Genomic DNA, 24858 nt, shown 5'->3' on the forward strand with positions numbered 1-24858 from the left:
TTCACTGGGCCTTTGTCTATATTGTTTACTTATCGATATTACACTCAGTATTCTCTGGCTCTTCACGAAAGGAGTCTAATTCACTAACACCTTCCTGTGTATAATTAAACAATGCTACTATTTGTTCATCTGTAAGCTCTAATCCTACACTTTTTAAATCTTCTATGGAAGGCTCTACAAGTGCATTTTCAGCCATAATATACATAACATCTGTCATTTGTGCTAAATCAACATTTTCTTTTGAACTCTGTTTACCATAAAATAGTTCCTCTGCTGCACTTAATAATTTGTTAGGTACTACTCCTTTTCTTACCAAATTTAAAAGAGATACTCTTTTAACTCTAGCATTAAAAGGTATCCCTTGGCTAAATTGTGGCAACTGAATCACTTCACCTTGAGCTACTTTTTTTAAATCTTCTATATTAGTTACCTTTAAATCCATTTTATTATCCCCTCACTATCTAATTTTTATTGTTTTAAATTCTGTGGATAATGCTGTGGTTTTACCACTTCCATCTAATTTACTTATCTCCCTAGCTTCAGCAATATAAACTGTATCTATTGCTAAAGAATAAGGTACAAATGTTACTATTTTCTTAGTATCATCTATAGTTACATTTCCATTTACTCTAGAATTATCAGATTTTCTCTTTATAATAAAGTTTTCTAGGTTAACATCGTCTTGATTAATTTTATTTGAAAAACTCCACACTACCCTGTTAGTTATACTTACTCCCACATCTGGATTTTTACTTTCTACTTCTCCACCTTCTACCCCTATATCTTCAATTGGAGTAGATTCTCCTGGCTTTTCTCCATTATTATTTTCTTCTAATTTATTTAAAAATTCTATTTCTACAGGTTTTTCATTTCTAAATGGTATACTTTCAGCCTCATATGAAGACACTAAAAATTTTCCATCTTGAATTTTATATTTAGCTGGCTTACCTTTACAATGCTTATACACGAACTTAACATAGCCTGTGGTTCTAGAATAGTCTTTTTCTTCTGTGAATATTTCCATAGTAAATGGATGTCTTTCTACTGCTATACCTACTTCTGTTCCACAATATTTATTATCTTGTATAGTTCCTCCATCTATCAAAGCCATAGTTTCTATATTAAATAGATTGTCTTTCATTTTTAACTTGTAACCTATAACAATATCATCTGTTTCATTTATTCCATAAATTTTATTTTTAATCCTTAATATATCTCTTTTACCCTTACTGTTTATAGGTTCTATATCTATTTCATTACTTGTTTCTATTGTATGTTTTGTATTTGTTACCTCATCAATAAAATTAACTTTTACAACATTAACTAAAGTTTTTCCACTTATCATTAAATTACCTCCTTAAACTTTTAAATTGTTGATATTCTATGCTTGTAGTGTAAGCTTGTACATCATAATCTATAATGCTTGGTGTCTCATTCCCTGTAAGTCTAAAATCTTTTATTTTTTCTAAAGCTTCTTTTAAATTCTCTACATAAAATTCCATAGTGGAATATTGATCCATAGGGCTATAAACTATAATATCAAATAGTTTATAACCAGATATATTTCCAACTAGGGCATGGACACCATTTTCCTTTATAACTACATAGCTTTCTGTACATTTGTTTCTCTTTTGTCCAGGAGCATACACATTATATCCTAATTTTTTTAAATATAAATATACCTTTTGCCATAAAGTTTCAGGTATAGCATTATTAATTAGGTCTTGTTGTATGGAATCTCCTGGAACTTTGTAATTAAATTTAGACATTTACATCACTTCCCAAATAAATTACTCATTCCCTTAAGTATTTGTGGGCTTAACTTATCTATAGTTGGTTTTAATATTGCATATTTTTTATCATTACATAATTCTAATGACTGATAGTAATCCTTGTTTCCAGCAATATAAATATTACATTTATCACATTTCCACTCTTTTCCACCTTTAATTGTTTCAATATCCTTACCTGATTCATCCTTCCAAGGTGCATTTTTTTTAGCATCTTCTTCTAGTTTTTTTGCAGCAATATCTGCATACCTACTTATAGCAGTCTTAGATTGAATTTCAAATTCAGATAATCCATCAATAATGCTATCTATATTTACTTCAAATTCTCTCATATAATCACACCCTGTTTAGTATCATATCAAATACTAGGTTTTGAATATTTCCTGTGTCAACTATTTCATACTTAGTTCCATCTAATATGAAATAATCATCTTTTTGTACTTTAGAGCTTATATCATTATAGATAATTAATAATTTGTCATTATACAAATTATTAACTTCTAATCCCTCTATAGAAGTTGTAATTATATTACTATTATTTTTATAATAATATCCTTTTATAGTGCATACATATACTTCATCTAGTTTTTCTTCAAAAGCATTTTTACCTATTCTTAATATTTTTATTTCTTTTAATAAATCTCTTTTTTCTAGCTGTTCATATATATTTTTGCTTATTTTTGCCCTATTTATATTATTCATTAATGTTCATCAACTCTTTCCATAGGGGTCTGATTCTTTAGAATCTTTTGCTCTTCTTTGAAATGTTCTGCTAAGGTTAACCAATAAACCCTATTGCTTTGTAATTTTATACCTGCAACTTCTATGCCATCATCTGCAATTGCCTTAAGAATACACCCTTTATAGCTTGCTTTTTCTACATCATTATTATTGATTTCTAATAGCAATTCTAGCTCCTTATCCTCAAAATAAGGATACTGTTTTTCTTGTAAATTAAATTTCAAAATCTCTAAAGGTGTTCTCACTTTTTCTCACCTTCCTCAATTAAATTTTATTTGTTTAAGGTTACTAATTCTTCTGCAAATATTTTTAACAATAGTTTAATCATTTATTTAGTCAGCCTATTACATAACCTTAAATCATCCTCATTATGATAAATTATTGAATATAGCTCACCTCCTATGCTTACTGTACAACCTTTAAGTTTTCTTGAAATAAATAAGCATTAGATTTTATAAAAGTCTTAATTTATAACTTTACTTATAAGAAGTTATAAGCATTAAAACTTATTTTGCGAATCTAATGCACTATTTAAGGATGATAAAATTTTCAATCCAAATTATTTAGTTTTTTAACTTATTCTTAAAGGCTGTAAATTTTAATTTGCTTTCATACTATTCACTTATTTTTTAAATGAATACTTTGCAGTTGTCTTATACAATAAAACCTCTGCTATTTTTATAATACTATTATATTTCATTTCAATACTTTATTTATCCCAACTTTGTCCCATTTTTGTCCCAAAATATTTTTATCCGATGATTACCCGCTCTAATACTCCCATCTTCTTCAAAGTGGAAGTAAAGAGCGGTTACGTCCCTGGATAACGATTTCCCCTAAAGGATAACGACTTCTAAGGAGTAAAACTCCTAAGAAGTCGTTATCCTTTAGGGAGAGTAAAAACTCCCTCTGAAGCCAAGAACTCTGTTTATACTATAAGGTTATTCAATTGTGCTACACGTTCTACTAATTCATTCTTTTTTCTATAAGCTGTGCTCCTTGCTCTTCCAAACATTTCTATAGCTATCCAATCTACACTTTTATTTTCTCCATACTTAAACTCTATAAATTTTTTATTTTCTTCATTTAGTGATGAAAGGTTATCCTCCATTACGGATATTTCTTCTTCTATTTCTCTTATTTTATATTCTACTTTTCCTTTCTTCTTAATTTTTTCTCCTAGTTCTATTTCTAATCTCTCTATTTGCCTTACTAACTCCCTCTCCGCATAGCTTGTTCCATTACTAGAGGTTTGTACTATTTCATCATATGTTCTACTTCTAGACTCTTCTTCTAATGTTACATTATTATTTTTAATTTTATCCATTATAATTTCTATTCTATTAGAAAGATGATTTACCCTATTTTTTAATTTACTCAATTCTTTTTTACTTCTAAAATACCTATATAATCTTTCTTCTGTTCTTGTATATAATTTTTTATCCAACATATCTAGCCTCCTATAATAATTCTTTATTATATTTTCCATAATTATAATGCTACTTTTTGATATCTTTAAAGATCTTTAGAATTGCCTTTTAGTTTAAACTTTATATATTTTCTTACATTTCTTATTATTTTTATTTAACTCATATATCATTATTTCTTTTCCTATACTATCTAGAGATTTTTGCAAGTCTTTTATTCTAAAGTAATGCTTGACCACTTCATCCGTCCATCTATTTTTTCCAACTCTTAAAATTTCTAATTCCTCTTGATATTTGTCTAATAAATTCATACTTTCCTTTAATAATTTCTCATAATCTATGCTTTTCTTTACATACTCTTTTAATAAAATTTTCAGTACTTTATTTTCTTCTCTAAATGACTCTATCTCCTCAAAAACTTTATTTTCTACTTCCTTAACTAATACAGTTGACATCTTATCCCTCCACCATACTTAATTTTCTATTATATTATTCAAGACAATCAATATTCTTAATTTAACAATTCTTTTAATATTTCTGTTTTCTCTTTAGCCTTTTCTTCTCTTATATTTTTACCATCATTTAAAATAGGAGTGCACATTTCTAAAATTCTATAGTATGTCCTTTTTTCATATCTATTTTTAAGCTCCATAAGAGATAAATTTGTTGTAATTATAAGTGGTAATCCATTTCTATATCTACTATCTAAAATATTATAGATTTTAGTTCTAGTCCATTCTGTATCCTGCTCTGTCCCTAAATCATCTATTATCAATAAATCTGCATTATCTAATCCTCTTAATACATCTTCTTCTACTTCTTTCCCCCATTTTTTATATGTGTCTTTAATTCTATTCAATAAGCTATCTGCATTTACACATATAACTGGTAACATTTTTTCTATAAGACAATTTGCTATACATGCAACAGTATAGGTTTTACCATTTCCTGGGGAACCATATAATAACAGTCCTACAGATTCTTTTTTCATGTTTTCAAATTTTTTAGTATATTTATTAGCTATTTTATACATTTTGTCATTACCTTTAGTAAAATCCCAATTTTCAAATTTACTATTTCTAAATTTTTCATCTATTAAACTATTTTTAATAATCCTTTTTAATCTTAATTGCTTTTCTTTATTTATTTCTTCTTTTTCTTTTGCTATTAGAGCCTCCCTTTTACATTTGCACATTACAGGACCTTTTATACACCTATTTAACCCTGGAATATAAGTAATCTTTTCAATAGCTTCTCCACATACAGAACATATTTCAACTTTTTCATTTTGACCAGCAATATTATAATCCAATTCCTTGTTTTTTAAGGTCTTCTCCAAAGCTTCTCCTACTTGTTTCATATACCTCGCCTTCCCTCCATTTCTTACTTATCTCGTTTTTCTTTACATCTTGTGGTAATTTATATCCTTTATTTATCCAGCTTTCCAAAATTGACATTGTATATTTAAAGCCTTTTATTTTGCCCTGTTCCTGTTCTCTTTTTTTTGTAATATTTAATGCATATATTAATAGATCAGTATAATCTTCTTTAGCCATAATTTTTAATACTTGATTTAAATAAGTAGCACTTATTTGCCTATAAAAAGTATTAAAATATACTTCATTGATTTTATCTAAATTTTTTCTTATATCACTCTTTCTATCTTCTTTTATTTCTATATCTATATCTTCTATATCTATATCTCTACCGTTACTTAACGTTTCATGTAACATTACACTTTTTTTATTTTTATTACTTATGAGACTTTCCCCTTTAGCTTCTTCCAATGATTCTTTTTTCTTAGCTCTATGTTTAGCTACCCTTTGCCTTGTTTGTTGTCTAACTTTCTCCATACCTTCTATATTTTGATGTTTGGACCAGTTAGTTATTTTTATTAATTTATCTTCTTGTATCTGTATCATGCCAAAATCTCTAAGTACTTTTAACGCAAGCCTTAAACTATTTAATGGCCTATTAAAAATTGTACTTAGCATTTCTTCTGTATATGGAACATTATCATTTAGAAAAATATATCCATTTGCATTTGTTTTACCTGCTTGAACTAAAAGCCTTATCCAAATATAATGAACAGTATCTCTTTCTGGCATAGCATCTATTAATTTTATTTTTTCGTCATCAAACATATTAGTTGTTATCTTTATCCACTTAACTTCTGCCAATATATCCCCACTTTCTTTTTTATCCATAGTATACAAAATAAAATATTTCTATAATTAAATTAATCCATAATTTATATATAGTTTTTTATACTTATCCAATAATTATTGATTTACTATGTTTACCACCACTTCCATAGTTCTTGATCAATTAATTCATTTGGTGTAATTTTTAATGTTTTGCATAGATTACAAATAACCTTTAACCCTGGATTCTCATATTTACCTTCTTCTAACTCTGTAATATAACTTCTAGCTATTTTACTTTTGCAACTCAATTTTGAAATAGATAAGTTTCTCATGATTCTATATTCTTTTGTTTTTATTACTGCCACTTGAGGACTCCTCCTTAGGATTTATTCCTCTTAATATTAAACTATAAATTTTCAAGTATTCTTAAAGTTTACTATTTCTTTTTAAAAAAAGTTCATCTATGGTAGTATTAAAAAAATCCGATATAATTTTGGCCTCATTTAAAGTAAAAGGTTTTTTGCCATTTTCCTTAAAATTATAAGTATTTAGAGCTACTCCTATTAGTCTTGCTATATTCTCTTGTTTTGCACCTTTTAAGCATCTATAAGCTTTTAGTTTTCTTGCTGTTGCCATAAAACTCACCCCCTTAATAGCTGCTTTTAAGTAAACTATACGAATACTATTTATATTTTTATTATAGTCAACATTAAGAATACTTTCAACTGTATTTTATCATTTTCCCCAAAAAATATTCTTATAGTTTACATCAGTTTTAAAAAGTCAACATATGGTTTATAATATAGTATAAATAAAGGGGTGAAAAAGTTGGCAGAAATAAAAGATAGGTTGAAATGTGAAAGATTAAGAAAAGATTTAAATCAAACTGAATTGGCAAAATTTCTAAATGTATCAAAACAAACAGTTTCTAATTGGGAAAATGGTAACAGAATTCCTGATACTCTTACCTTATCTAAGTTAGCTGACTTCTTTAATTGCTCCGTAGATTATATTTTAGGAAGATCTGAAAATAGAAATGGTATAATTTCTAAAGCTAATATAAATGGGAATAATTATGAATTTGAATTAGATAAGAACATATTTCCAAATGGAATAACCAGAGAACAAATGATAAATTATATTAAAGAGCTAGAGGAAAGAAATAAAGAGTTAGAAAAAGAAGCTGATTTATCTAGAAAATTAAAAGAAGCTGGCTTTGATTTCAATCCAAATAAATAAAATACACTAAAAATTAATTATCTGAGATTAAAATGCAGATATGTAAAGCTAACAAATATATAGAGATTTCATGATGTTATGTTTATAACTACATGTAACTCATATATGTTTGTTAGCTTTTTATTTTGTCTAAAAAAGTAAATACTTGTCCTTAAATTCTGTATGCAGACAATTACATTTTCAGAATAAATATGTAATAATTTTCACATAAAGTAATTTAATTAAAAAATTTGCAAATTTTATTAAAACATATTAAAATATACTTGAACACATGTTCGATTTGGGAAAGGGGTCTTAATTTATGTTTAATTTTAGTGGGGTATTAAGTATAAAAAAAGATGGGGAAATAATATATGAGAAAAAAGATACCTTTACACTGAATAAAGAAAAAACTTCTTCTGAAAAATTCGCCGAAGATAAAATAAAATTAATTCAGGAAGTTGATGTATAATGTAAAAAATATAATGTATTATTAAATAAATGCTATTTTGTTTTAATAATTATACTAACATAAAACAAAAGACCTTGGAAATCTAATCCAAAGTCTTTAAGCATATTTATATTGGTGCCGAAGGCGGGAGTCGAACCCGCACGAAGTTACCCTCGACGGATTTTGAATCCGTTGCGTCTGCCAATTCCACCACTCCGGCAAGAATGATTTAACGTTATAATAATAACATATTATTATCTTTTAGTCAACAAATCAATTAATTTTTGATAATTAATTGGTATTACTATATAACTGTTTAATTATAACTACTCTATAAATGCATAATATATTATCCATAAATTCAAAAGAGATTAGATACATATAAATATATCTAATCTCTTAAGCTGTTTTAATTAACAAGCTTTATATTTTAATTTAATTAACTCAATTACTATTTTAAGCTATTTTCGTATGCTTCTACCATTTTCTTTGTCATTCCGCCACCAACATAGCCGTTTTGTCTTGCTGTTAAGTTTCCTTTATCAACAGTATCGTAGTTTGATAAACCTACTTCGTTAGCAACTTCCATTTTTAAATTTTTTAATCCTTGTTTAGCTTCTGGTACTACTAATTGATTTGAACTTCTGTTTGCCATTTTAATCGTCCTCCTTTTATCTTTAAAAATATTACAAACTTAATTAAGTTTGTAATATAAGTTTGTGTTATTTTTTTGATATTACTCTAGTGAATTAAATGAATTTTTTGTATTATTTTCTTTTAAATCATATATTTTCAAAATATCCTTTAATTTTATAGTTTAAAAAATTTATTTATATTTATTCTATAGGTTCTCCTTTAAAATTCTCATATTTAGAAGGCGCCTTTTTTTCTCTATTATCTGCATCATATTGTGGCCTATGCCCATCTAATTCTTTTGATTTTTTATGTTTTTCTCCTTTATAACTATTAGAATACATTTTAATCCTCTCCTTTCTCTTATAGTTTTTTATTTTAAATTATTTTTATTCATATTTTCAATCTAAGAGAAAAATACATATCGTTTTAAATCGATTTTTTTATATTTATTTAAATAATTACAAATTTATTTATAATTTAATTCTTTATAAATAAGCTATAAACATAAAATATGAGTGTACTATAAATAGTGCACCCATAATAAACTATATATTTACTTTAATAAAACATATCTTTATTATTTTATTCAGTTAATTTTATGGCACCTTTAGATGAATGTTTTTTCATTTCATCTACCTGTATTTTTTCTGGCTTTTCACTTTTTTTCATTCTCTTTGCTTCTTTTTTATCTTCTCTATGCATAATTTAATACACCCCTTTCTAATTATAGAGTGTACAAATTAAATTTTTATATGCTTTTACTTTTTTATATTTTCTTTCATTATAGTTGTGCTAGAAATTAAATCATGCATAAAATTTGATCCTCTAGAAATTAAAAATCCTGTGAAAATTATTCCTAAATAAGGAACATTAACATTTATATCTAATTCCTTTAAAAAATCCATACCTGTACTTAAGCATACTATTTCACTAAAAATGAGAGCTCCTACTCTATCAATACTTAACTTACCATCCTGCCAAAACATTTTTGTTCCTTCCCAAAGAGCTTCAGATATAATGGACAGGACTAAAAATTTCATTATTTCAATGTTCATCCCCCCATAAAGCTTTATGAGGGGATATTTATAACTATTACTTTTATATTATTAGTATATAATTTATTTATAATTTTAATGTAATACATTACGAAAATCATAATTTTTTAAAATTTTATTCAGATATAGTTAAATTATTTATTCTCTTTCAATCCAAATACTGCCCTTGCACTTTCTGCCTGAGGATCATGTTTTATATTTTTCTTTTTAAAATTTCCGTCTTCCTTTTTATCATGTTGTGTTCTATTATATTTATTAGACATAAAAACACTCCTTTCTAATTATAATATTTCACTTATAATATTTTTTATTTATGTAAATTTAAATTCTTTTAAAATATCTAACCTTATTTTACATATATATCATTTTACTTATTATTTAAATCTATGATATAATTAATAAACAACAAATGCCATTAATATAGGGGTGATTTTATGAAAGAAATAGGTTATATTAAATCAGTAAAAGATGGCTATGCTTCTGTTATATTTAAAAGAAAATCTGGTTGTGGAGATAACTGTGCTGGTTGCAAATCTAACTGTGGATCTAAATCTATAACTACAGATGTTAAAGATACGCTAGGAGTGTCTATAGGAGATATGGTAGAAATAGATATGGCTACCAAATCATTTTTTGCTATGACATTTTGGACATATACTTTTCCATTAATAATGCTAGTAATTGGTTTAGTTAGTTCTCTTTTAATTTTTAAAAACTTAGGCATAAAACAGTATGAATTACTTGCAACAGCAGTTGGTCTAGTATTTTTAAGTATTTCTTATTCTGTTTTAAGTCATATGGATAAAAAATTAGGTAAAAACCAAAGTTACACTCTTAAAATGACACGAATACTTAATAGATAAAATAAGGAAAGCGCCTCGCACTTTCCTTATTTTATTAATCTTCTTTTTCTATTTTTTTTATTCCTAATTCTTCTAATTGATTTTCATCAACTACATTTGGTGCTTCTGTTAATGGGCAGAATGCATTTTGATTCTTAGGGAATGTTATTACGTCTTTAATATTTTCTGTTCCTGCTAAAAACATTATCATTCTATCAAGACCATAAGCTAATCCACCATGTGGTGGTGGTCCAAATTTAAATGCTTCAAGTAAGAACCCAAATCTTTCCCAAGCCTTTTCTTTAGTGAAGCCTAATACATTAAACATTTTTTCTTGAAGTTTACTATCATGTATTCTTATACTTCCTCCACCTAATTCTTCTCCGTTTAATACTATGTCGTAAGCCTTTGCTCTTACCTTTCCTGGGTCTGTATCTAATAGTTCTATATCCTCATCCATTAATGCTGTAAATGGATGATGTTCTGCTTGATATCTGCCCTCTTCTTCATTGTAAGATAATAATGGGAATTCAGTTATCCATACAAATCTAAATTCATCTTTATTTATAATATCTAATTCTTTTGCTAGGTGTAATCTTAATGCACCTAAGCTTTCAAATACTACATTATTTTTATCTGCTACTATTAATATTAAATCGCCTACTTTAGCATCCATTTTTTCTAATATAGCTTTCATTTCTTCTTCTGTTAAGAATTTAGCTATTGGAGATTTTATTTCATCTTCTTTGTAAGCTATCCAAGCTAATCCTTTTGCTTTATAAGTTTTAACAAAGTCTTGTAGCTTATCTATTTGTTTTCTTCCCATATTAGCACAGTTACCTGCTTTGATTGCTCTTACAGAACCACCATTTTCTATAGCTCCTTTGAATACTTTAAATTCTGAATTTTTAACAACTTCTGTTAAATCATTTATTTCCATTCCAAATCTTAAATCTGGTTTATCTAAACCGTATCTTTCCATAGCTATTTTGTATGGCATTCTTTCTATTGGAAGTTTTATATCTATTCCTGCAACTTCTTTAAATACTTTAGCTAATAATCTTTCGTTTAATTCTATTACATCATCTTCTTCTACAAATGATAATTCCATATCTATTTGTGTAAATTCTGGTTGTCTATTAGCTCTTAAATCTTCATCCCTAAAACATTTTGTTATTTGGAAATATTTATCATAGCCTGAAACCATTAAAAGCTGTTTAAATATTTGTGGTGATTGTGGTAATGCATAAAACATTCCTTTATAATTTCTACTTGGAACTAAATAGTCACGGGCTCCTTCTGGAGTACTTTTTGTAAGTATTGGAGTTTCCATTTCTAAAAAGCCATTTTCATCTAAGAAATTTCTAACAACTTTACATGTCTTATGTCTCACCATAAATATTTTTTGCATATCTGGTCTTCTTAAATCAAGATATCTATATTTTAATCTTATATTTTCAGACGCATCCAAACCTTCCTTTATGTATATAGGAGGTGTTTCTGATTCAGATAATATTTTTATATCTTCTCCTTTTAATTCCACAGCTCCAGTTTCCATATCATTGTTTGGTGATTGTCTTTTAACTATTTCACCTGTTACAGCTATGCAATATTCTGATTTTACGTTATCTGATTTTTCGAAGGCTTCTTTATTTATTTCTTCGCCAAAAACTATCTGCATAATTCCTGTTCTATCTCTTAAATCTACAAATATTAAACCTCCTAAATTTCTCTTTCTTTGAACCCATCCCATAACTGTAACTTTTTGTCCTATATTATTTTCTCTAGGCTCACCACACATTATTGTTCTCTTAAGTCCTCTTAACGCTTCTCCCATTTTTATTCCTCCAAATATAGATTTGTTATTTTATTTTTGTCTATTTAAATACTTTAATTAATGTATCTATATCTTTTATATTAACTTCTATTTGCTCTCCATCTTCCATTCTTTTAACTGTTGCTTTACCAGTATTTAATTCTTCTTCACCTAATACCATAGAATATTTTGCACCTATCCTATTGGCATACTTCATTTGGGCTTTAACGCTTTTACCCATATGATCTATTTCACATTTTATGTGTCTGTCTCTTAATTCCTTAGCTAATTTTAAAACTTCTAATTTAGCCTTATCTCCCATATTTCCTAAATATAAATCTACATATGCTTCTTCCGGAATTTCTATTGCTTTTTCTTGCAATGTTAAAAGTAATCTTTCCATCCCCATTCCAAATCCTACCGCTGGCATAGAAGGCCCACCTATTTCTTCTATAAGATAGTCATATCTTCCTCCTGCACATATAGTTATATCATCTGTTATAAATTCAAATACAGTTTTACTATAATAATCTAATCCTCTAACTATAAATGGATCTACTTTATAATTTATATTTAACACATCTAAATAACTTTTTAGTGATTCAAAATGTTCCTTACATTCATCACATATATAATCTAATATAATTGGTGCATCCTTTACTATTTCTTTACAAGTATCAACTTTGCAATCTAATATTCTAAGTGGATTTTTATCAAATCTAGTCTTGCAAGTTGAACATAGTTTATCATAGTTTTTAGATAAATATTTTTTTAGTGCTTCATTATAAGTTTTTCTACATTTAGGGCAACCTATGCTATTTATATTTAATTCTACACCATTTACACCTAATTCTTTATATATTCTAACAGGTATACTTATAACTTCTGCATCCACAGATGCATCTTTTGCTCCGAAAATTTCTATTCCAAATTGGTGATGTTGTCTAAGTCTCCCCTTTTGAACATTTTCATATCTCATAACAGGTGTAAAATAATACATCTTTGTAGGCTGAGTTTCATTGAATAATCTACCTTCAACAAAAGCTCTTACTGCTGGTGATGTTCCCTCTGGTTTTAAAGTTATACTTCTACCAGCTTTATCTTCAAAAGTATACATTTCCTTTTGAACTACATCTGTAGTTTCCCCTACTCCCCTTTGAAATAACTCTGTATATTCAAAAACTGGAGTTCTTATTTCTCTACATCCAAAATCTGCTGCTATATTTCTAAATTTATTCTCTAAATATTGCCACTTATATGATTCTGTAGGCAATAAATCTTTTGTACCCTTTGGCGCTTGCAATGACATTTATATTCCTCCTAAACATTATAAATATAAAGTATCTAATATTTTTTTCTTTCTCTGTACCATTTCTTCTACTCTTTTTGTATATTCTATTACATCTTTAACATTAGGTGATCTTTCAATCCTATTTTCATCCATAAATATTATTTTAGATACAGCATCTGCTCCTAACGCTATTATGGTTTGTCTTTCTTCTATCATTTGTATATTATATATACCTATTTTATTTTCTTTTGAATACCCTACGTTTTCCATATTTCCTAACATATTTTTTTGTCTATACATGTAATAAGGCTTCATGCCTAAATCTTTAGCTAAAACTTCCGTTTCTTCATACATTCTATTTAATTCTTCCTGTTTAGGAATATTAAATTCCATTTTGTTAACTAACTTTTCGTGAAGTATAGAACCTCTTTTTATTGACATACCATGAACTGTTATATTATCAGGATTTAACTTTTTAATCCTCCTGCAAGTGTTTTTTATTTCCTCTATTCCTTCACCTGGAAGACCTACTATTAAATCCATGTTTATGTTCTTAAATCCTATGCTCTTAGCTAAGTGATAAATTCTTTCTATATCTTCTACCGAATGGGTTCTTCCTATATTTTTTAAAGTGCTATTGTTCATAGTTTGGGGATTTATGCTTATTCTATGTACATTATATTTTTTCATGGATAGTAATTTTTCTTCTGTGATACTATCTGGTCTTCCACATTCCACTGTAAATTCTTCTACTTCTTTATTATGTACAAAATTATAATATATTTTGTTTAATGTTTTTTCAAACTGAGCATTATTAACAGAAGTTGGAGTTCCCCCCCCAAAATAAACGCATTGTATTTTTAGCCCCTTATGCTGTATATATTTTGAAAGCATATCCATTTCATAATAAAGAGCCTTTAGATAAGGCTCTACTAAGTTCTTACACTTGCCTATTGGATTTGATGTAAAGGAACAGTATAAACATCTAGTTGGACAAAAAGGCATACCTACATATACACTTATAGTGTTTTGATCCTTGTTTACAATAGATTTTTCCATATTAGCAATATCTATACATAATTTAGTCTTATCCTCTCTAGTATTGCGATGCTTACTAAACCAATCTATTATTTCTTTTTCTTCCATTCCTTTATTCATTAAATCTAAAGCTATCTTACTTGGTCTTATTCCTACTAAAGTTCCCCAGGGCAAATTTTTGTTAGTAATTGATTTCAAATATAAAAAAAGAAATTTTTTTACCCATTCTTTCTTAACTAAACTAGTATCTTTTTCATATTTTATTTCATTTTCTTCTTTTTTTATATACATTCCTTCATCAGTTATTTCTATTTTCATATCATAATCTTCATTATCAAAAATAATATCATAAAAATTATAATATATGTTTAATATTTGATATATGTCGTATCTGTACTGCATATCGTTTAAATTTACTTTCAGCTTCATATTATGCACTCCAATGCTTTTAAAGGGATCTATCCATTTTAAAAAAATGGATTGTTGTCTTTTTCATAACCTACTGTAGATTCTGGTCCATGGCCTGGTAATACATATATATCAGGTTCTAACACAACTATCTTGCTTTGAATACTATTTATTAATGTATTATGACTTCCTCCGATAAAATCACTTCTTCCAATAGACTCTCTAAACAATGTATCTCCTGTAAATATAACATTATTTACTAAAAAACTCATGCCACCTGGACTATGTCCTGGAGTTTCTATAGCCTTTATTTTTAAATTCCCTAATTGAAACACCTTTCCTTCTACCAAATACTCATCTGCATTTTTGTATTTACCAAAGTTTCCAAATATATATCCTGCCTCTTTAATTAGATCCTCATCTTTTTTGTTTATATAAAAAGGTATATTGTATTTATCTTTTATTGCCTCTACCCCGCCTACATGATCTATATGTCCATGAGTTAGTAAAATAAATTGTGGCATTAAACTATTGTCTTCTATAGTCTTTATTATATCCTCTGGGTCTCCACCTGGATCTATAATTGCACATTTATCTTGGTCTATTAACAAATAACAATTCGCATTATATATACCAACAGGTATTGTTTTTATATCCATTAAATACACCTCTTTTTAATTTTTCTACTCTTTCTAGTATATAACTAAATTTTTAAAATGTCTTTTTACTATCCAAAAGTATTGTAACTGGCCCATCATTTTCTATATAAACCTTCATATCCGCTCCAAATTCTCCAGTTGCTACATTGTTTACTTCTTTTTTTATTGATTCTACAAACTTATTATATAATATATAAGCTTCTTCTCCTCCTAAAGCTTCTACAAAACTCGGTCTTCTTCCTTTTCTACAATCTCCATATAAAGTAAATTGAGAAACGATTATTATATCTCCACCTATATCTAATAAGGATTTGTTTAATTTTTCATTTTCATCTTCAAATATTCTTAAATTTATTATTTTTTCTTTTAAATATTTTATATCCTCTTCTGTATCTTCTCTTGATATTCCTAAAAGAACATTTAATCCTTTGCCTATACTTCCTATAACTTTTCCATCTACTTCTACTTTAGAAGATATAACTCTTTGAACTACCGCTCTCAAACATATCCCACCTTTATTTTAATCTTATATAGTTATAGTATTTACTTTTTAGTCCTATATACTTCTAAGACACCCTTTAGTTTTCTTATGTCTTTCATTACTGATTTTAAATCTTCTATATTACTTATTTTTAATTTTATATTTACAACCACTGAGTCATTTTTAATTGGTTTTGCATTCACAGCATAAAGATTTGTCTTACTTCCATTTATGGTTAGCATAATATCTGCTAATAAACCATCTGTATTTTCAGCTCTAACTTCTAGTTCTGAAATATACTCTCCACCCTTTGGCTTTCCCCAACTAACTTCTACTATCTTTGTTGGATCCTCTTCTACTAACTGTTCCATATTTTTGCAATCAGTTCTATGTATGGATATTCCTCTACCCTTTGTTATGTATCCTATTATTTTGTCTCCTGGTACAGGGTTACAGCATTTAGCAAATCTAACTAATAAATTGTCCTCACCTTTTACTATTATTCCTGGAGAACTGCTCTTTTTCTTTTTTTGTTTATTTGACTTGCTTATTTGATCTCTAACTTCATTCCAATTAAGCTCTGGTTTATTCTTCTTTAGATACTGCTCTCTAAATCTTAATACCACCGCTGAAGCAGCTAGAGCCCCTATACCAACAGCAGCAAACATATCTTCTATACTGCTCATATTGTATCTTTTTAATACAGTTTCTAAAACTTCACCCTTTGCAAGTTCCCCAAAGTTGTAACCTTGTTTTTTAGTTTCTTTTTCTAATATATCCTTACCTTTATTTATATTTTCTTCTTTATCTTCTTTCTTAAACCAAGCTCTTATTTTACTTTTAGCTTGATTGCTCTTTACCATACTAAGCCAATCTAAATTTGGGCCTTTAGGCGTAGTAGAGGTTAGAACTTCTATTATCTCTCCCGTTTTAAGTTCATAATCTAAAGGTACCATTTTACCATTCACCTTGGCGCCTATGCATCTGTGACCTATATCTGTATGTATTTTATATGCAAAATCTACTGGTGTCGCTCTGTTAGGTAAGCTTATAACCTTGCCCTTTGGAGTAAATACAAAAACCTCATCAGAAAATAAATCTATTTTAAAGCCTTGCATAAATTCTTCTGGGTCTGTTGTCTCCTTTTGCCAATCTAACATTTCTCTAAGCCATGTTAATTTCAAATCTATATTATTAGAATTCTCTACAGCTTCTTTATATTTCCAGTGAGCTGCTATACCATATTCTGCAGTTTTATGCATTTCATAAGTTCTTATTTGAATTTCAAAGGGTCTACCACCTACTCCCATTACTGTAGAATGTAATGATTGATACATATTAGGTTTAGGCATTGCTATATAATCTTTAAATCTTCCCGGTATAGGTTTATATACAGTATGTGCTATACCTAAGGCTGCATAACAATCCTTAACTGTATCTACTAATATTCTAACTGCTGTCAAATCAAATATTTGATCTAAATTTTTATTTTTGTTATGCATCTTTTTATATATACTATAAAAATGCTTTGGCCTTCCATCTATTTCTGATTCAATACCTGCTTTTTTTAAGTTTTGTTGTAAATTTGAAACTATTTCTTTTATATGTTCTTCTCTCTCTGCTCTTTTTTCTGCGATTTTACGTACCAAAAAATAATATTCATTTGGATTTATATATCTAAAAGATAAGTCTTCTAGCTCCCATTTTATTTTAGATATTCCTAACCTATGAGCTAATGGAGCATATATGTCTAAAGTTTCCTGCGCTTTCTCTTTTTGCTTTTCCACAGGCATAAATCTTAATGTCCTCATATTATGTAATCTATCCGCTAATTTTATAAGTATAACTCTTATATCCTTTGTCATTGCTAATAACATTTTTCTTACATTATCAGCCTGTTGTTCCTCTTTTGTTTTGTACTCAATTTTACCTAATTTAGTAACTCCATTTACTAAATCTGCTACTTCATTTCCAAATTCTTTAGCCACATCCTCATATGTATATTGAGTATCTTCAACAACATCATGCATAAGTCCTGCTATCATGGTGTTAACATCCATACCCATTTCAAATAATATTATAGCCACCTCTTCTGGATGAGTTATATAAGGTTCACCAGATATTCTCTTTTGTTCCTTGTGGGCATTGCAAGCAAAATTATATGCTTTTTTAATAAACTCTATTTCTTTTTCACTGAAACTATCTTTTATTTTTATCATTAAATCCTCTAGCATACCCTAATTACTCCTCAAAATCAAAGGCTGGTTTATAAAACCAGCCAATATTTTTTATTTCTATTATATTATATTTTTTTTAAAGTTTCAAACTTTTAAGTAGGAATATCTTATATATGTTATATTATATATCATATTGTACTAAAGAGTTAATATCATAACCTTCTAATTTATCTTTTCCTTTTAAATCTGTAAGTTCTATTACAAAACTTACATTAACAACTTCTCCACCTAATTCCTCTACTAATTTTACTACTGAAGCAATAGTTCCACCTGTAGCAAGAAGATCGTCTACTATAGCTACCTTGTCACCTTTTTTTATAGAATCTTTATGTATCTGAAGCTCGTCTTGACCATATTCTAAATCATATTTACAACTAATAGTCTCATATGGTAATTTGCCTTTTTTTCTTACTGGTACAAAACCAACACCTAATTTATAGGCTAAAGGGGTTCCAAATAAAAATCCTCTGGCTTCTGGTCCTACTATTTTATCTATTTTTTTATCCTTTAAGTCTTCTGCTAACTTATCAATAGTGTAATTCAATACTTTTCCATCTTGAAGTATTGTAGTTACATCCTTAAAGCTTATACCTTCTTTTGGGAAATTTTCAATTACCCTTATGTGTTCTTTTAAATTCACTTCTCTTCCCCCTAAATTCATACGAACAATTTATTTTTATCTTTTAATTTTGTACACAGATTATTATATATTAAACAACCTATCTTATTCAAGTAATTATATGAAATTTCATTCTTTATTATGTATATTAAAGTCTATTTCATTTTTTAAATACTTAGCTATTTGATTAGCTCTATCCTCATTAGTTGTAGTGAATAACTCTACCAATATTCTTGCATTATTAATTTTATTAGTAGGTTCTGTAACTTTAGATAATTTTTGTGTTAATTTTTTAAGATCATATAAATTAATTTCATCATTTTGGATTTTTTCAATATGTAGAAGAGCTTTCAACCCATGGTTATTTGTATTCTGCAGAGATTCTAACCCTTCTTTAACTATATACAAGTTTTCTTCTTTTATAGAATTGGTATTTGATATGGTTCCCAACATAACTAAATCTAAATACTTATATGTAAATTTCATTTTATAATACATAGAAAGTGCTTCCACCAACTTATAAGCTATACCTGAAGCTGACAAATGTTTAAATGGATATGAACATGAATTTTCATTTGGACATATAACTGTTGATTTAGGTTTTTCTTTTAAACATTTATGCCAATCTGTAATTATTATATCCATTCCAAGTCTTTTGCATAATTCTACTTCTGAACTAGAATTTATACCACATCCTACTGTTATAATCAAATCTGCACCCAAAAATTTTATATGATTTTCTATATATGTAGAATTTATATTATGTTTTTCATCTAAACAATCTGGTATAAAATATTCCACATCTGCATTTAAAAATTTTAAAACTAATAATAATAATGATATAGCAGCTATACCATCAAAATCATAATATCCATACAGAACTATTTTCTCTCTATGATTAACAGCCTTAACTATTCTTTTTAAAGCTCTATCCATTCCATTTAGCAAAAAAGGATTATTAACTTTTGGATTTTTATACCATTGCAAATTATCAACCAATTTCTCCATTTATATATCCTCCAATTTTATAGAAAACATATATATTATAATTTATATTATGATTTTTGACAAATATTTTAGAAGTTTATTCAATATTATTATATAAAGATGAGTATATATTAATATAGTAACATTCATTTTACTCTCATTTGCAATATATTTTAACTTTATACATTGACAGGTTTTAAAAGTTAGAAAATCCAAGCTTAAAGCTTGGATTTTTATATAAATATACTTATTATGCTGACTTATTCGCTAATTTTGACTTCTTAAATAAAATCCAAAGAGGACTAGATATAAATATAGAAGAATAGCATCCTGTTATTATACCAACTATTAAAGGGAAAGCAAAATCTCTAATGGAAGGCACAAATACATAAACTGCAACTATTGTAAATAAAGTAGTTAATACTGTATTTATAGACCTTGACATAGTTTGAGTTATGGATATATTAGCTATTTCTGATACATCTTTTCTTCTCATTTTCTTTTGATTTTCTCTAATTCTATCAAATATTACAATTGTATCATTTATGGAATAACCTACTATAGTAAGTATTGCTGCTATAAAGCTTGAACTTACAGGTAGTTTAAATATAGCATATACTGAGATAGTTATTAATATATCATGAACTAATCCAAGTATAGCTGCAAGACCAAATTTAAATTCAAATCTTATTCCTACGTATATAAGCATTGCTATATTAGCTATTATGAGTGCTAATAAAGCCTTTCTTTTTAATTCTTTTCCAACTGATGGTCCTATTCTCTGTTGAGAAACTAAATCTTTATCTTTTAAATTGTATTTAGATTTTACATCACTAAATAGCTTATTAATTTCCTCATCTGTTAAGGAATTACTTCTTATCTCTATTTGAGTGTTGTTTACTTTATTGGTTACAGAATCTGAAGTATGCTTTTTTACTATTTGATCTACTTCTTCTTTTTTGAAATCTTTTCCTATATTTATTTGTACAACAGTACCACCTTTAAAATCTATTCCATAATTTAATCCATCCTTCATAAGAAAAAACATTCCTGTAAGTATAATTATTAAGGAAATAGAAAACCAAATTTTTGTTTTTTCTATTATCTTTAGCATACTATTCCTCCCCCCTTTTAACTCTAAAGCAAGCTAACTTATTAAGAATGCCTATATCATAACCTAACTTTAGTAATAATCTAGTAACAACTATAGCTGTAAACATACTTAGAATTATACCTATCATAAGAGTTAAAGCAAATCCTTTAACTGCTCCAGATCCTAAATTATATAAAACTATACCTGCTATTATTGTAGTTATATTAGAGTCTAAAATAGAAGAAAGTGCTCTATGATATCCTGATTCTAAAGCAGATTTTATTGATTTTCCTGTTTTAAGTTCCTCCCGAATTCTTTCAAATATAAGCACATTAGCATCCACTGCCATACCTATTGTTAATAAGAAACCCGCTATACCTGATAATGTTAATGTAGCTTTTATAGTTGAGAATGTAGCTAAAACTAGTACTATGTATAAAACTAAAGCTATATCAGCCAACAATCCTGGTACTCTATAGTATATAATCATAAATAAAAATACAAGTCCTACACCTACAACTCCTGCCTTTACACTTAAATCTAATGCATTAGCCCCTAGTGTAGCTCCTACTGTTCTAACCTCTACAGGCTTAACAGCTACAGGTAAAGCTCCTGATTTTATTATATTAGCTTGTCTTTTAGCTTCTTCTATGCTTTTACTTCCTGTTATTACAGCCTTTCCATTAGTTATATGTGCTTGAACTACTGGTTTTGTTAATTCTTCTTCATCCATATATATAGCTATAGGTTGGCCTATAAATTTTTTAGTAGCATCTGCAAATTTTTTAGCTCCTGCTTCGTTTAAATCTAATCCAACAGTAGGTGAATTATCTTCTTGATTTATATATGCTGTTGCATCTTTTACATCTTTTCCTGTAAGTATAATGCTTTTATCTGGTCCTACAAATTTTAATTCTCCTGTTTTACCTACACTATCAATAACTTCTTTTGCATTATATTTACCTGGTATTTCTATTCTTATTCTTTTTTTCCCTTCTCTTGTTACTGTAGTTTCACTAACACCCATTTTATTAACTCTCATAGATATAAGTTCTATAGTTCTATCTACAGTTTTTTCATCTACTTTATCTGCTTGAATTTCTTCTAGCATTGATACTCCACCTTGAAGATCCAAGCCTTTATTGATGGTCTCTCCAAATGATTTGAATCTGTAATTTCCTACTTTCAAACCATAAGATCCTGCATAAGCAAATATAGCTATTACTACAATTAATAATGTAAATATTATTACGCTTTTTCCCTTGTTACTTTTATGCCTATTGTAACTCATACTTATCCCCCTCTTATATATACTTTATTATAAGAATAAGAACATAATTTATTATGTTTGCTTTATAATAAATTATGTACTAAATTTCTTTTATTAATCATTCATTGTATTAGATTTCAAAGTTATTGCACACTCTATTCTCTTTTTTTGCATAGTACATCCTAAACTATAAGGTATATTCATATCTTTATTAAAGTTATAATTGTTCGCTTGACATCCTCCACTACAGTAAAATCTTGCCCAGCATTCTTTACATTCTGGTTTATTGTATATATGAGCTTTTTTAAATTCCTTTGCTATATCTTCTTTTACTTTAAAGTCCTTCATTATATTTCCCATTTTAAAGTCTTCATTCCCTACAAATTGATGACATGGGTAAACATCTCCTGATGGAGCTATAGCAACATATTCATGACCTGCTCCACAACCAGATATTCTTTTATAAACACAAGGTCCTCCTTGAAGATCTATGTTAAAGTGATAAAACTTAAATTCTTTACCTTCTTTGTGTCTTTTTATCATTTCTTCTACTAATTTATCATATTGTTCAAATATTTTTGGTAAATCTTTTTCTCTTAAGGATAAAGGATGATCTTCTGGAAGAACTACTGGTTCTATAGATATTTCATCAAAGTCATTATTAGCCATATGCATTACGTCTTCAAAAAAATCTAAATTTTCTCTTGTAAATGTGCCCCTAGCATAATATTGTTTTGTTTTATCTCTCATCTCTACCATTTCTTTAATCTTAGGTAATATAGAGTCATAAGAACCACTGCCATCTACTCTAACTCTAACATTATCATTTATTTCTTTTCTTCCATCTATGCTTAATACTATATTCCCCATATTTTTATCCAAGTATTCCATTATTTCCTTATTTAATAGAGTACCATTGGTAGTCATAGTAAATCTTATGGTTTTATTATGTTTTTTTTCTTGTTCTTTAGCATATTCTACTATTTCCTTTATAGTAGAAAAAGCCATTAAGGGTTCTCCTCCAAATAAATCTACCTCTATATTTTTTCTTGGTCCGGATTTCTCTATAACAAAATCTATAGCTTTTTTCCCAATCTGTGGAGACATTAATTCTCTCTTTCCTTTATATTCTCCTTCATCTGCAAAACAATATTTACATCTTAAATTACAATCATGGGCTATATTTAAGCATAACGCCTTTATAAAATTCTCACTTTTTTCATGGGCATAAGCTATATTTTCATACTTATCTTTAGAATATAGCATGTCCTCTTTTATAAGACTTTCTATTTCTTCATAAACCTCTTCTATTTCCTCTTTGCTATATTTCTCTTTATATCCATGCATAAGGTCTTCTTTAGCTTTTAAACCTTCATCATCTAATAAATCATATACTATATCATCTACTATATGTACTGCTCCTGAATTTACGTCTATAACATATTTTTGTCCCATTTGGGTGAACTTATGAATATCAGCCAATTAAATTTCCTCCTTATTAACCTATATACTTTGCTTTTATAATTCTACAAATATTTTCAAAATATAGGACTTATTATTTATTAAAACATTTATATTATACATTTATTTTCAGTAAATATAAAGCAGTAACTTTAAAGTTACTGCTTTTAGCTTATATTAGTTTTCACAAGCTAAGTTCGCTACTGTGCAAGAAGTTTTACATGCTGATTGGCAAGAATTTGCACATTCTTTGCAGCCTGGTTTTTGTAAGCTGTTTTTTATGTTTGCTTTGTTTATAGTTTTTATATGTTTCATTAAGTATTCCTCCAATCTACCTACTTACTTTCCGTTTGATTATATCATAATTTATGGATAAAATAAAGTTTCCATTGACCTCAAATCATTCTAAATGTTAATACCTAACATGCCTGAAAGAATTCCTAGTATTAATGCCAAAAATATTCTTATAAATCTATCAGTCCCAAAAGTTAATGTATTACCAGAAACTATAGATATGATGTATATAATAGCCATGTATATAATAGATATTACTAGTCCTATTAGCCATCCTTTTTTATTTATTTTTCTAACAGCATATATAGTTCCATACATTATACTTAAAATTGTAATTAAAAGATATATAATTGAAGATATCTTTTCACCTATATCTTTAAAAGTTAATATTACTGCAAATATTAATAGCATGATTACAGTAATTATAATAGCCCTTAATAATCCTTGTACAATAAATTCAGTATTTTTCTTATTCAACATAAAACACCCCCTCATATTTAGTATTTATGTATTAAGGGAGTGTTTTATGATAATTTATTTATCCTCTTTTGCTGGTTTTTCCTCTTTCTTATCAATATCTTCTTTTTTATCTGTATCTTCTCTTTTTTTAGTTATGTCTAATATTCCACTTTTACTAACTTGTATCTTAACTCTATCTGGTCCTGTTTGTATAATTGCATAATCTTCCTTTATGCTAACTATTTTGCCTATTATTCCACCTCTTGTTATTATTTCATCATTTACAGATATGGAATTTAACATTTCATTATATTTTTTCTTTCTTTTCTTCTCTGGCATAAATACCATTACATAGAATAATCCAAGCATTACCACTAAGAATATACTATTTAATCCTAGACCTTGTTGCATATATATCCCTCCTAATTTTTTATGAAC

At 27.5% G+C, this 24858-nt stretch carries 33 protein-coding genes and 1 tRNA gene; 3 read left to right on the top strand and 31 right to left on the bottom strand.

Going from position 1 to position 24858, the window contains the following annotated elements:
• Window positions 1-25: 25 nt before the first annotated feature.
• The 12 genes from ACYUDJ_RS14990 to ACYUDJ_RS15045 form a co-directional block, all read right to left on the bottom strand.
• Entirely contained in the window at window positions 26-442 is a 417-nt protein-coding gene (locus ACYUDJ_RS14990) for a hypothetical protein (RefSeq protein WP_043032279.1), read from the bottom strand.
• A 15-nt stretch (window positions 443-457) separates the two neighbouring features.
• Window positions 458-1345 (bottom strand): Ig-like domain-containing domain, encoded by an 888-nt coding sequence (locus ACYUDJ_RS14995; protein ID WP_043032280.1) that lies wholly within the window; start codon window positions 1343-1345, stop codon window positions 458-460.
• Between the two features lie 4 nt (window positions 1346-1349).
• The gene (locus ACYUDJ_RS15000; protein ID WP_043032281.1) at window positions 1350-1769 is read right to left on the bottom strand and encodes a hypothetical protein; all 420 of its coding nucleotides are present in this window, start codon (window positions 1767-1769) and stop codon (window positions 1350-1352) included.
• Window positions 1770-1774: 5 nt separating this feature from the next.
• Window positions 1775-2122 (bottom strand): hypothetical protein, encoded by a 348-nt coding sequence (locus ACYUDJ_RS15005; protein WP_043032282.1) that lies wholly within the window; start codon window positions 2120-2122, stop codon window positions 1775-1777.
• Between the two features lie 4 nt (window positions 2123-2126).
• Window positions 2127-2492: a hypothetical protein gene (locus ACYUDJ_RS15010; RefSeq protein ID WP_043032283.1), complete on the bottom strand. Its 366-nt coding sequence runs from the start codon at window positions 2490-2492 to the stop codon at window positions 2127-2129.
• Complete coding sequence (locus tag ACYUDJ_RS15015; protein WP_043032284.1) at window positions 2492-2776, bottom strand: hypothetical protein; 285 nt, start codon at window positions 2774-2776, stop codon at window positions 2492-2494. The genes ACYUDJ_RS15010 and ACYUDJ_RS15015 overlap by 1 nt, the downstream gene beginning before the upstream one ends.
• A gap of 683 nt (window positions 2777-3459) precedes the next feature.
• Window positions 3460-3981, bottom strand: coding sequence for a hypothetical protein (locus ACYUDJ_RS15020; protein WP_043032286.1), 522 nt, complete (start codon window positions 3979-3981; stop codon window positions 3460-3462).
• A 93-nt stretch (window positions 3982-4074) separates the two neighbouring features.
• The gene (locus ACYUDJ_RS15025) at window positions 4075-4413 is read right to left on the bottom strand and encodes a hypothetical protein (protein WP_043032288.1); all 339 of its coding nucleotides are present in this window, start codon (window positions 4411-4413) and stop codon (window positions 4075-4077) included.
• A gap of 56 nt (window positions 4414-4469) precedes the next feature.
• The gene (locus ACYUDJ_RS15030; RefSeq protein ID WP_052500393.1) at window positions 4470-5270 is read right to left on the bottom strand and encodes an ATP-binding protein; all 801 of its coding nucleotides are present in this window, start codon (window positions 5268-5270) and stop codon (window positions 4470-4472) included.
• Complete coding sequence (locus tag ACYUDJ_RS15035) at window positions 5260-6165, bottom strand: phage replisome organizer N-terminal domain-containing protein (protein ID WP_043032444.1); 906 nt, start codon at window positions 6163-6165, stop codon at window positions 5260-5262. The genes ACYUDJ_RS15030 and ACYUDJ_RS15035 overlap by 11 nt, the downstream gene beginning before the upstream one ends.
• A gap of 92 nt (window positions 6166-6257) precedes the next feature.
• Window positions 6258-6470: a helix-turn-helix domain-containing protein gene (locus ACYUDJ_RS15040; protein ID WP_043032291.1), complete on the bottom strand. Its 213-nt coding sequence runs from the start codon at window positions 6468-6470 to the stop codon at window positions 6258-6260.
• A 61-nt stretch (window positions 6471-6531) separates the two neighbouring features.
• Window positions 6532-6741: a helix-turn-helix transcriptional regulator gene (locus ACYUDJ_RS15045; protein WP_043032292.1), complete on the bottom strand. Its 210-nt coding sequence runs from the start codon at window positions 6739-6741 to the stop codon at window positions 6532-6534.
• Window positions 6742-6933: 192 nt separating this feature from the next.
• Between ACYUDJ_RS15045 and ACYUDJ_RS15050 the strand changes: the two genes are divergently transcribed.
• Together ACYUDJ_RS15050 and ACYUDJ_RS15055 are read left to right on the top strand one after the other, a co-directional pair.
• On the top strand, window positions 6934-7344 hold the full coding sequence (locus ACYUDJ_RS15050; protein ID WP_042384366.1) for a helix-turn-helix domain-containing protein: 411 nt from the start codon (window positions 6934-6936) through the stop codon (window positions 7342-7344).
• A 301-nt stretch (window positions 7345-7645) separates the two neighbouring features.
• On the top strand, window positions 7646-7795 hold the full coding sequence (locus ACYUDJ_RS15055; RefSeq protein WP_043032293.1) for a hypothetical protein: 150 nt from the start codon (window positions 7646-7648) through the stop codon (window positions 7793-7795).
• 112 nt (window positions 7796-7907) lie between these two features.
• On the opposite strand, the gene ACYUDJ_RS15060 is transcribed toward ACYUDJ_RS15055, so the two are convergent.
• The 5 genes from ACYUDJ_RS15060 to ACYUDJ_RS15080 all read right to left on the bottom strand — a co-directional run bounded on the left by ACYUDJ_RS15060 (window position 7908) and on the right by ACYUDJ_RS15080 (window position 9728).
• Window positions 7908-7994, bottom strand: a tRNA-Leu gene (locus ACYUDJ_RS15060).
• A gap of 231 nt (window positions 7995-8225) precedes the next feature.
• Complete coding sequence (locus ACYUDJ_RS15065; protein WP_003483806.1) at window positions 8226-8429, bottom strand: alpha/beta-type small acid-soluble spore protein; 204 nt, start codon at window positions 8427-8429, stop codon at window positions 8226-8228.
• 181 nt (window positions 8430-8610) lie between these two features.
• The gene (locus ACYUDJ_RS15070) at window positions 8611-8751 is read right to left on the bottom strand and encodes a hypothetical protein (protein ID WP_003483805.1); all 141 of its coding nucleotides are present in this window, start codon (window positions 8749-8751) and stop codon (window positions 8611-8613) included.
• A 417-nt stretch (window positions 8752-9168) separates the two neighbouring features.
• Window positions 9169-9459 (bottom strand): hypothetical protein, encoded by a 291-nt coding sequence (locus ACYUDJ_RS15075; RefSeq protein ID WP_043032446.1) that lies wholly within the window; start codon window positions 9457-9459, stop codon window positions 9169-9171.
• A gap of 140 nt (window positions 9460-9599) precedes the next feature.
• Window positions 9600-9728 (bottom strand): CPC_1213 family protein, encoded by a 129-nt coding sequence (locus tag ACYUDJ_RS15080; protein WP_003357913.1) that lies wholly within the window; start codon window positions 9726-9728, stop codon window positions 9600-9602.
• Between the two features lie 171 nt (window positions 9729-9899).
• Between ACYUDJ_RS15080 and ACYUDJ_RS15085 the strand changes: the two genes are divergently transcribed.
• Window positions 9900-10328, top strand: a complete 429-nt coding sequence (locus ACYUDJ_RS15085) for a SoxR reducing system RseC family protein (RefSeq protein ID WP_003357856.1) — start codon at window positions 9900-9902, stop codon at window positions 10326-10328.
• Window positions 10329-10362: 34 nt separating this feature from the next.
• Here the strand turns inward: ACYUDJ_RS15085 and aspS are convergent, their stop codons facing one another.
• From aspS to yajC, 14 genes are all read right to left on the bottom strand, one after another.
• Window positions 10363-12144: an aspartate--tRNA ligase gene (gene aspS, locus ACYUDJ_RS15090; protein ID WP_043032294.1), complete on the bottom strand. Its 1782-nt coding sequence runs from the start codon at window positions 12142-12144 to the stop codon at window positions 10363-10365.
• Between the two features lie 40 nt (window positions 12145-12184).
• The gene (gene hisS, locus ACYUDJ_RS15095) at window positions 12185-13432 is read right to left on the bottom strand and encodes a histidine--tRNA ligase (protein WP_003483802.1); all 1248 of its coding nucleotides are present in this window, start codon (window positions 13430-13432) and stop codon (window positions 12185-12187) included.
• An 18-nt stretch (window positions 13433-13450) separates the two neighbouring features.
• A complete protein-coding gene (locus ACYUDJ_RS15100; protein ID WP_043032295.1) occupies window positions 13451-14881 on the bottom strand; it encodes a coproporphyrinogen III oxidase in 1431 nt (476 codons plus the stop codon).
• A gap of 38 nt (window positions 14882-14919) precedes the next feature.
• Window positions 14920-15519: an MBL fold metallo-hydrolase gene (locus ACYUDJ_RS15105; RefSeq protein WP_043032296.1), complete on the bottom strand. Its 600-nt coding sequence runs from the start codon at window positions 15517-15519 to the stop codon at window positions 14920-14922.
• A 52-nt stretch (window positions 15520-15571) separates the two neighbouring features.
• Window positions 15572-16021, bottom strand: coding sequence for a D-aminoacyl-tRNA deacylase (gene dtd / locus ACYUDJ_RS15110; protein WP_030036564.1), 450 nt, complete (start codon window positions 16019-16021; stop codon window positions 15572-15574).
• A 41-nt stretch (window positions 16022-16062) separates the two neighbouring features.
• Window positions 16063-18234: a RelA/SpoT family protein gene (locus ACYUDJ_RS15115; protein WP_003483798.1), complete on the bottom strand. Its 2172-nt coding sequence runs from the start codon at window positions 18232-18234 to the stop codon at window positions 16063-16065.
• 124 nt (window positions 18235-18358) lie between these two features.
• Window positions 18359-18877: an adenine phosphoribosyltransferase gene (locus ACYUDJ_RS15120; RefSeq protein WP_042384361.1), complete on the bottom strand. Its 519-nt coding sequence runs from the start codon at window positions 18875-18877 to the stop codon at window positions 18359-18361.
• Window positions 18878-18985: 108 nt separating this feature from the next.
• Complete coding sequence (locus ACYUDJ_RS15125; protein ID WP_003483796.1) at window positions 18986-19864, bottom strand: DHH family phosphoesterase; 879 nt, start codon at window positions 19862-19864, stop codon at window positions 18986-18988.
• A 229-nt stretch (window positions 19865-20093) separates the two neighbouring features.
• Window positions 20094-20957, bottom strand: coding sequence for a protein translocase subunit SecF (gene secF / locus ACYUDJ_RS15130; protein WP_003483795.1), 864 nt, complete (start codon window positions 20955-20957; stop codon window positions 20094-20096).
• Between the two features lies 1 nt (window position 20958).
• Window positions 20959-22227: a protein translocase subunit SecD gene (secD, locus tag ACYUDJ_RS15135; RefSeq protein ID WP_003483794.1), complete on the bottom strand. Its 1269-nt coding sequence runs from the start codon at window positions 22225-22227 to the stop codon at window positions 20959-20961.
• Window positions 22228-22320: 93 nt separating this feature from the next.
• On the bottom strand, window positions 22321-23688 hold the full coding sequence (scfB, locus tag ACYUDJ_RS15140) for a thioether cross-link-forming SCIFF peptide maturase (protein ID WP_042384357.1): 1368 nt from the start codon (window positions 23686-23688) through the stop codon (window positions 22321-22323).
• 156 nt (window positions 23689-23844) lie between these two features.
• The gene (gene scfA / locus ACYUDJ_RS15145) at window positions 23845-23982 is read right to left on the bottom strand and encodes a six-cysteine ranthipeptide SCIFF (protein ID WP_003357718.1); all 138 of its coding nucleotides are present in this window, start codon (window positions 23980-23982) and stop codon (window positions 23845-23847) included.
• Window positions 23983-24072: 90 nt separating this feature from the next.
• Window positions 24073-24441 carry a TIGR04086 family membrane protein gene (locus ACYUDJ_RS15150; RefSeq protein WP_003483792.1) on the bottom strand — a complete coding sequence of 123 codons (369 nt, stop codon included), beginning with the start codon at window positions 24439-24441 and terminating at the stop codon, window positions 24073-24075.
• A gap of 54 nt (window positions 24442-24495) precedes the next feature.
• Entirely contained in the window at window positions 24496-24831 is a 336-nt protein-coding gene (gene yajC, locus ACYUDJ_RS15155; RefSeq protein ID WP_003483791.1) for a preprotein translocase subunit YajC, read from the bottom strand.
• Window positions 24832-24858: the final 27 nt, after the last annotated feature.

The sequence above is a fragment of the Clostridium sp. CTA-6 genome (assembly GCF_054768115.1).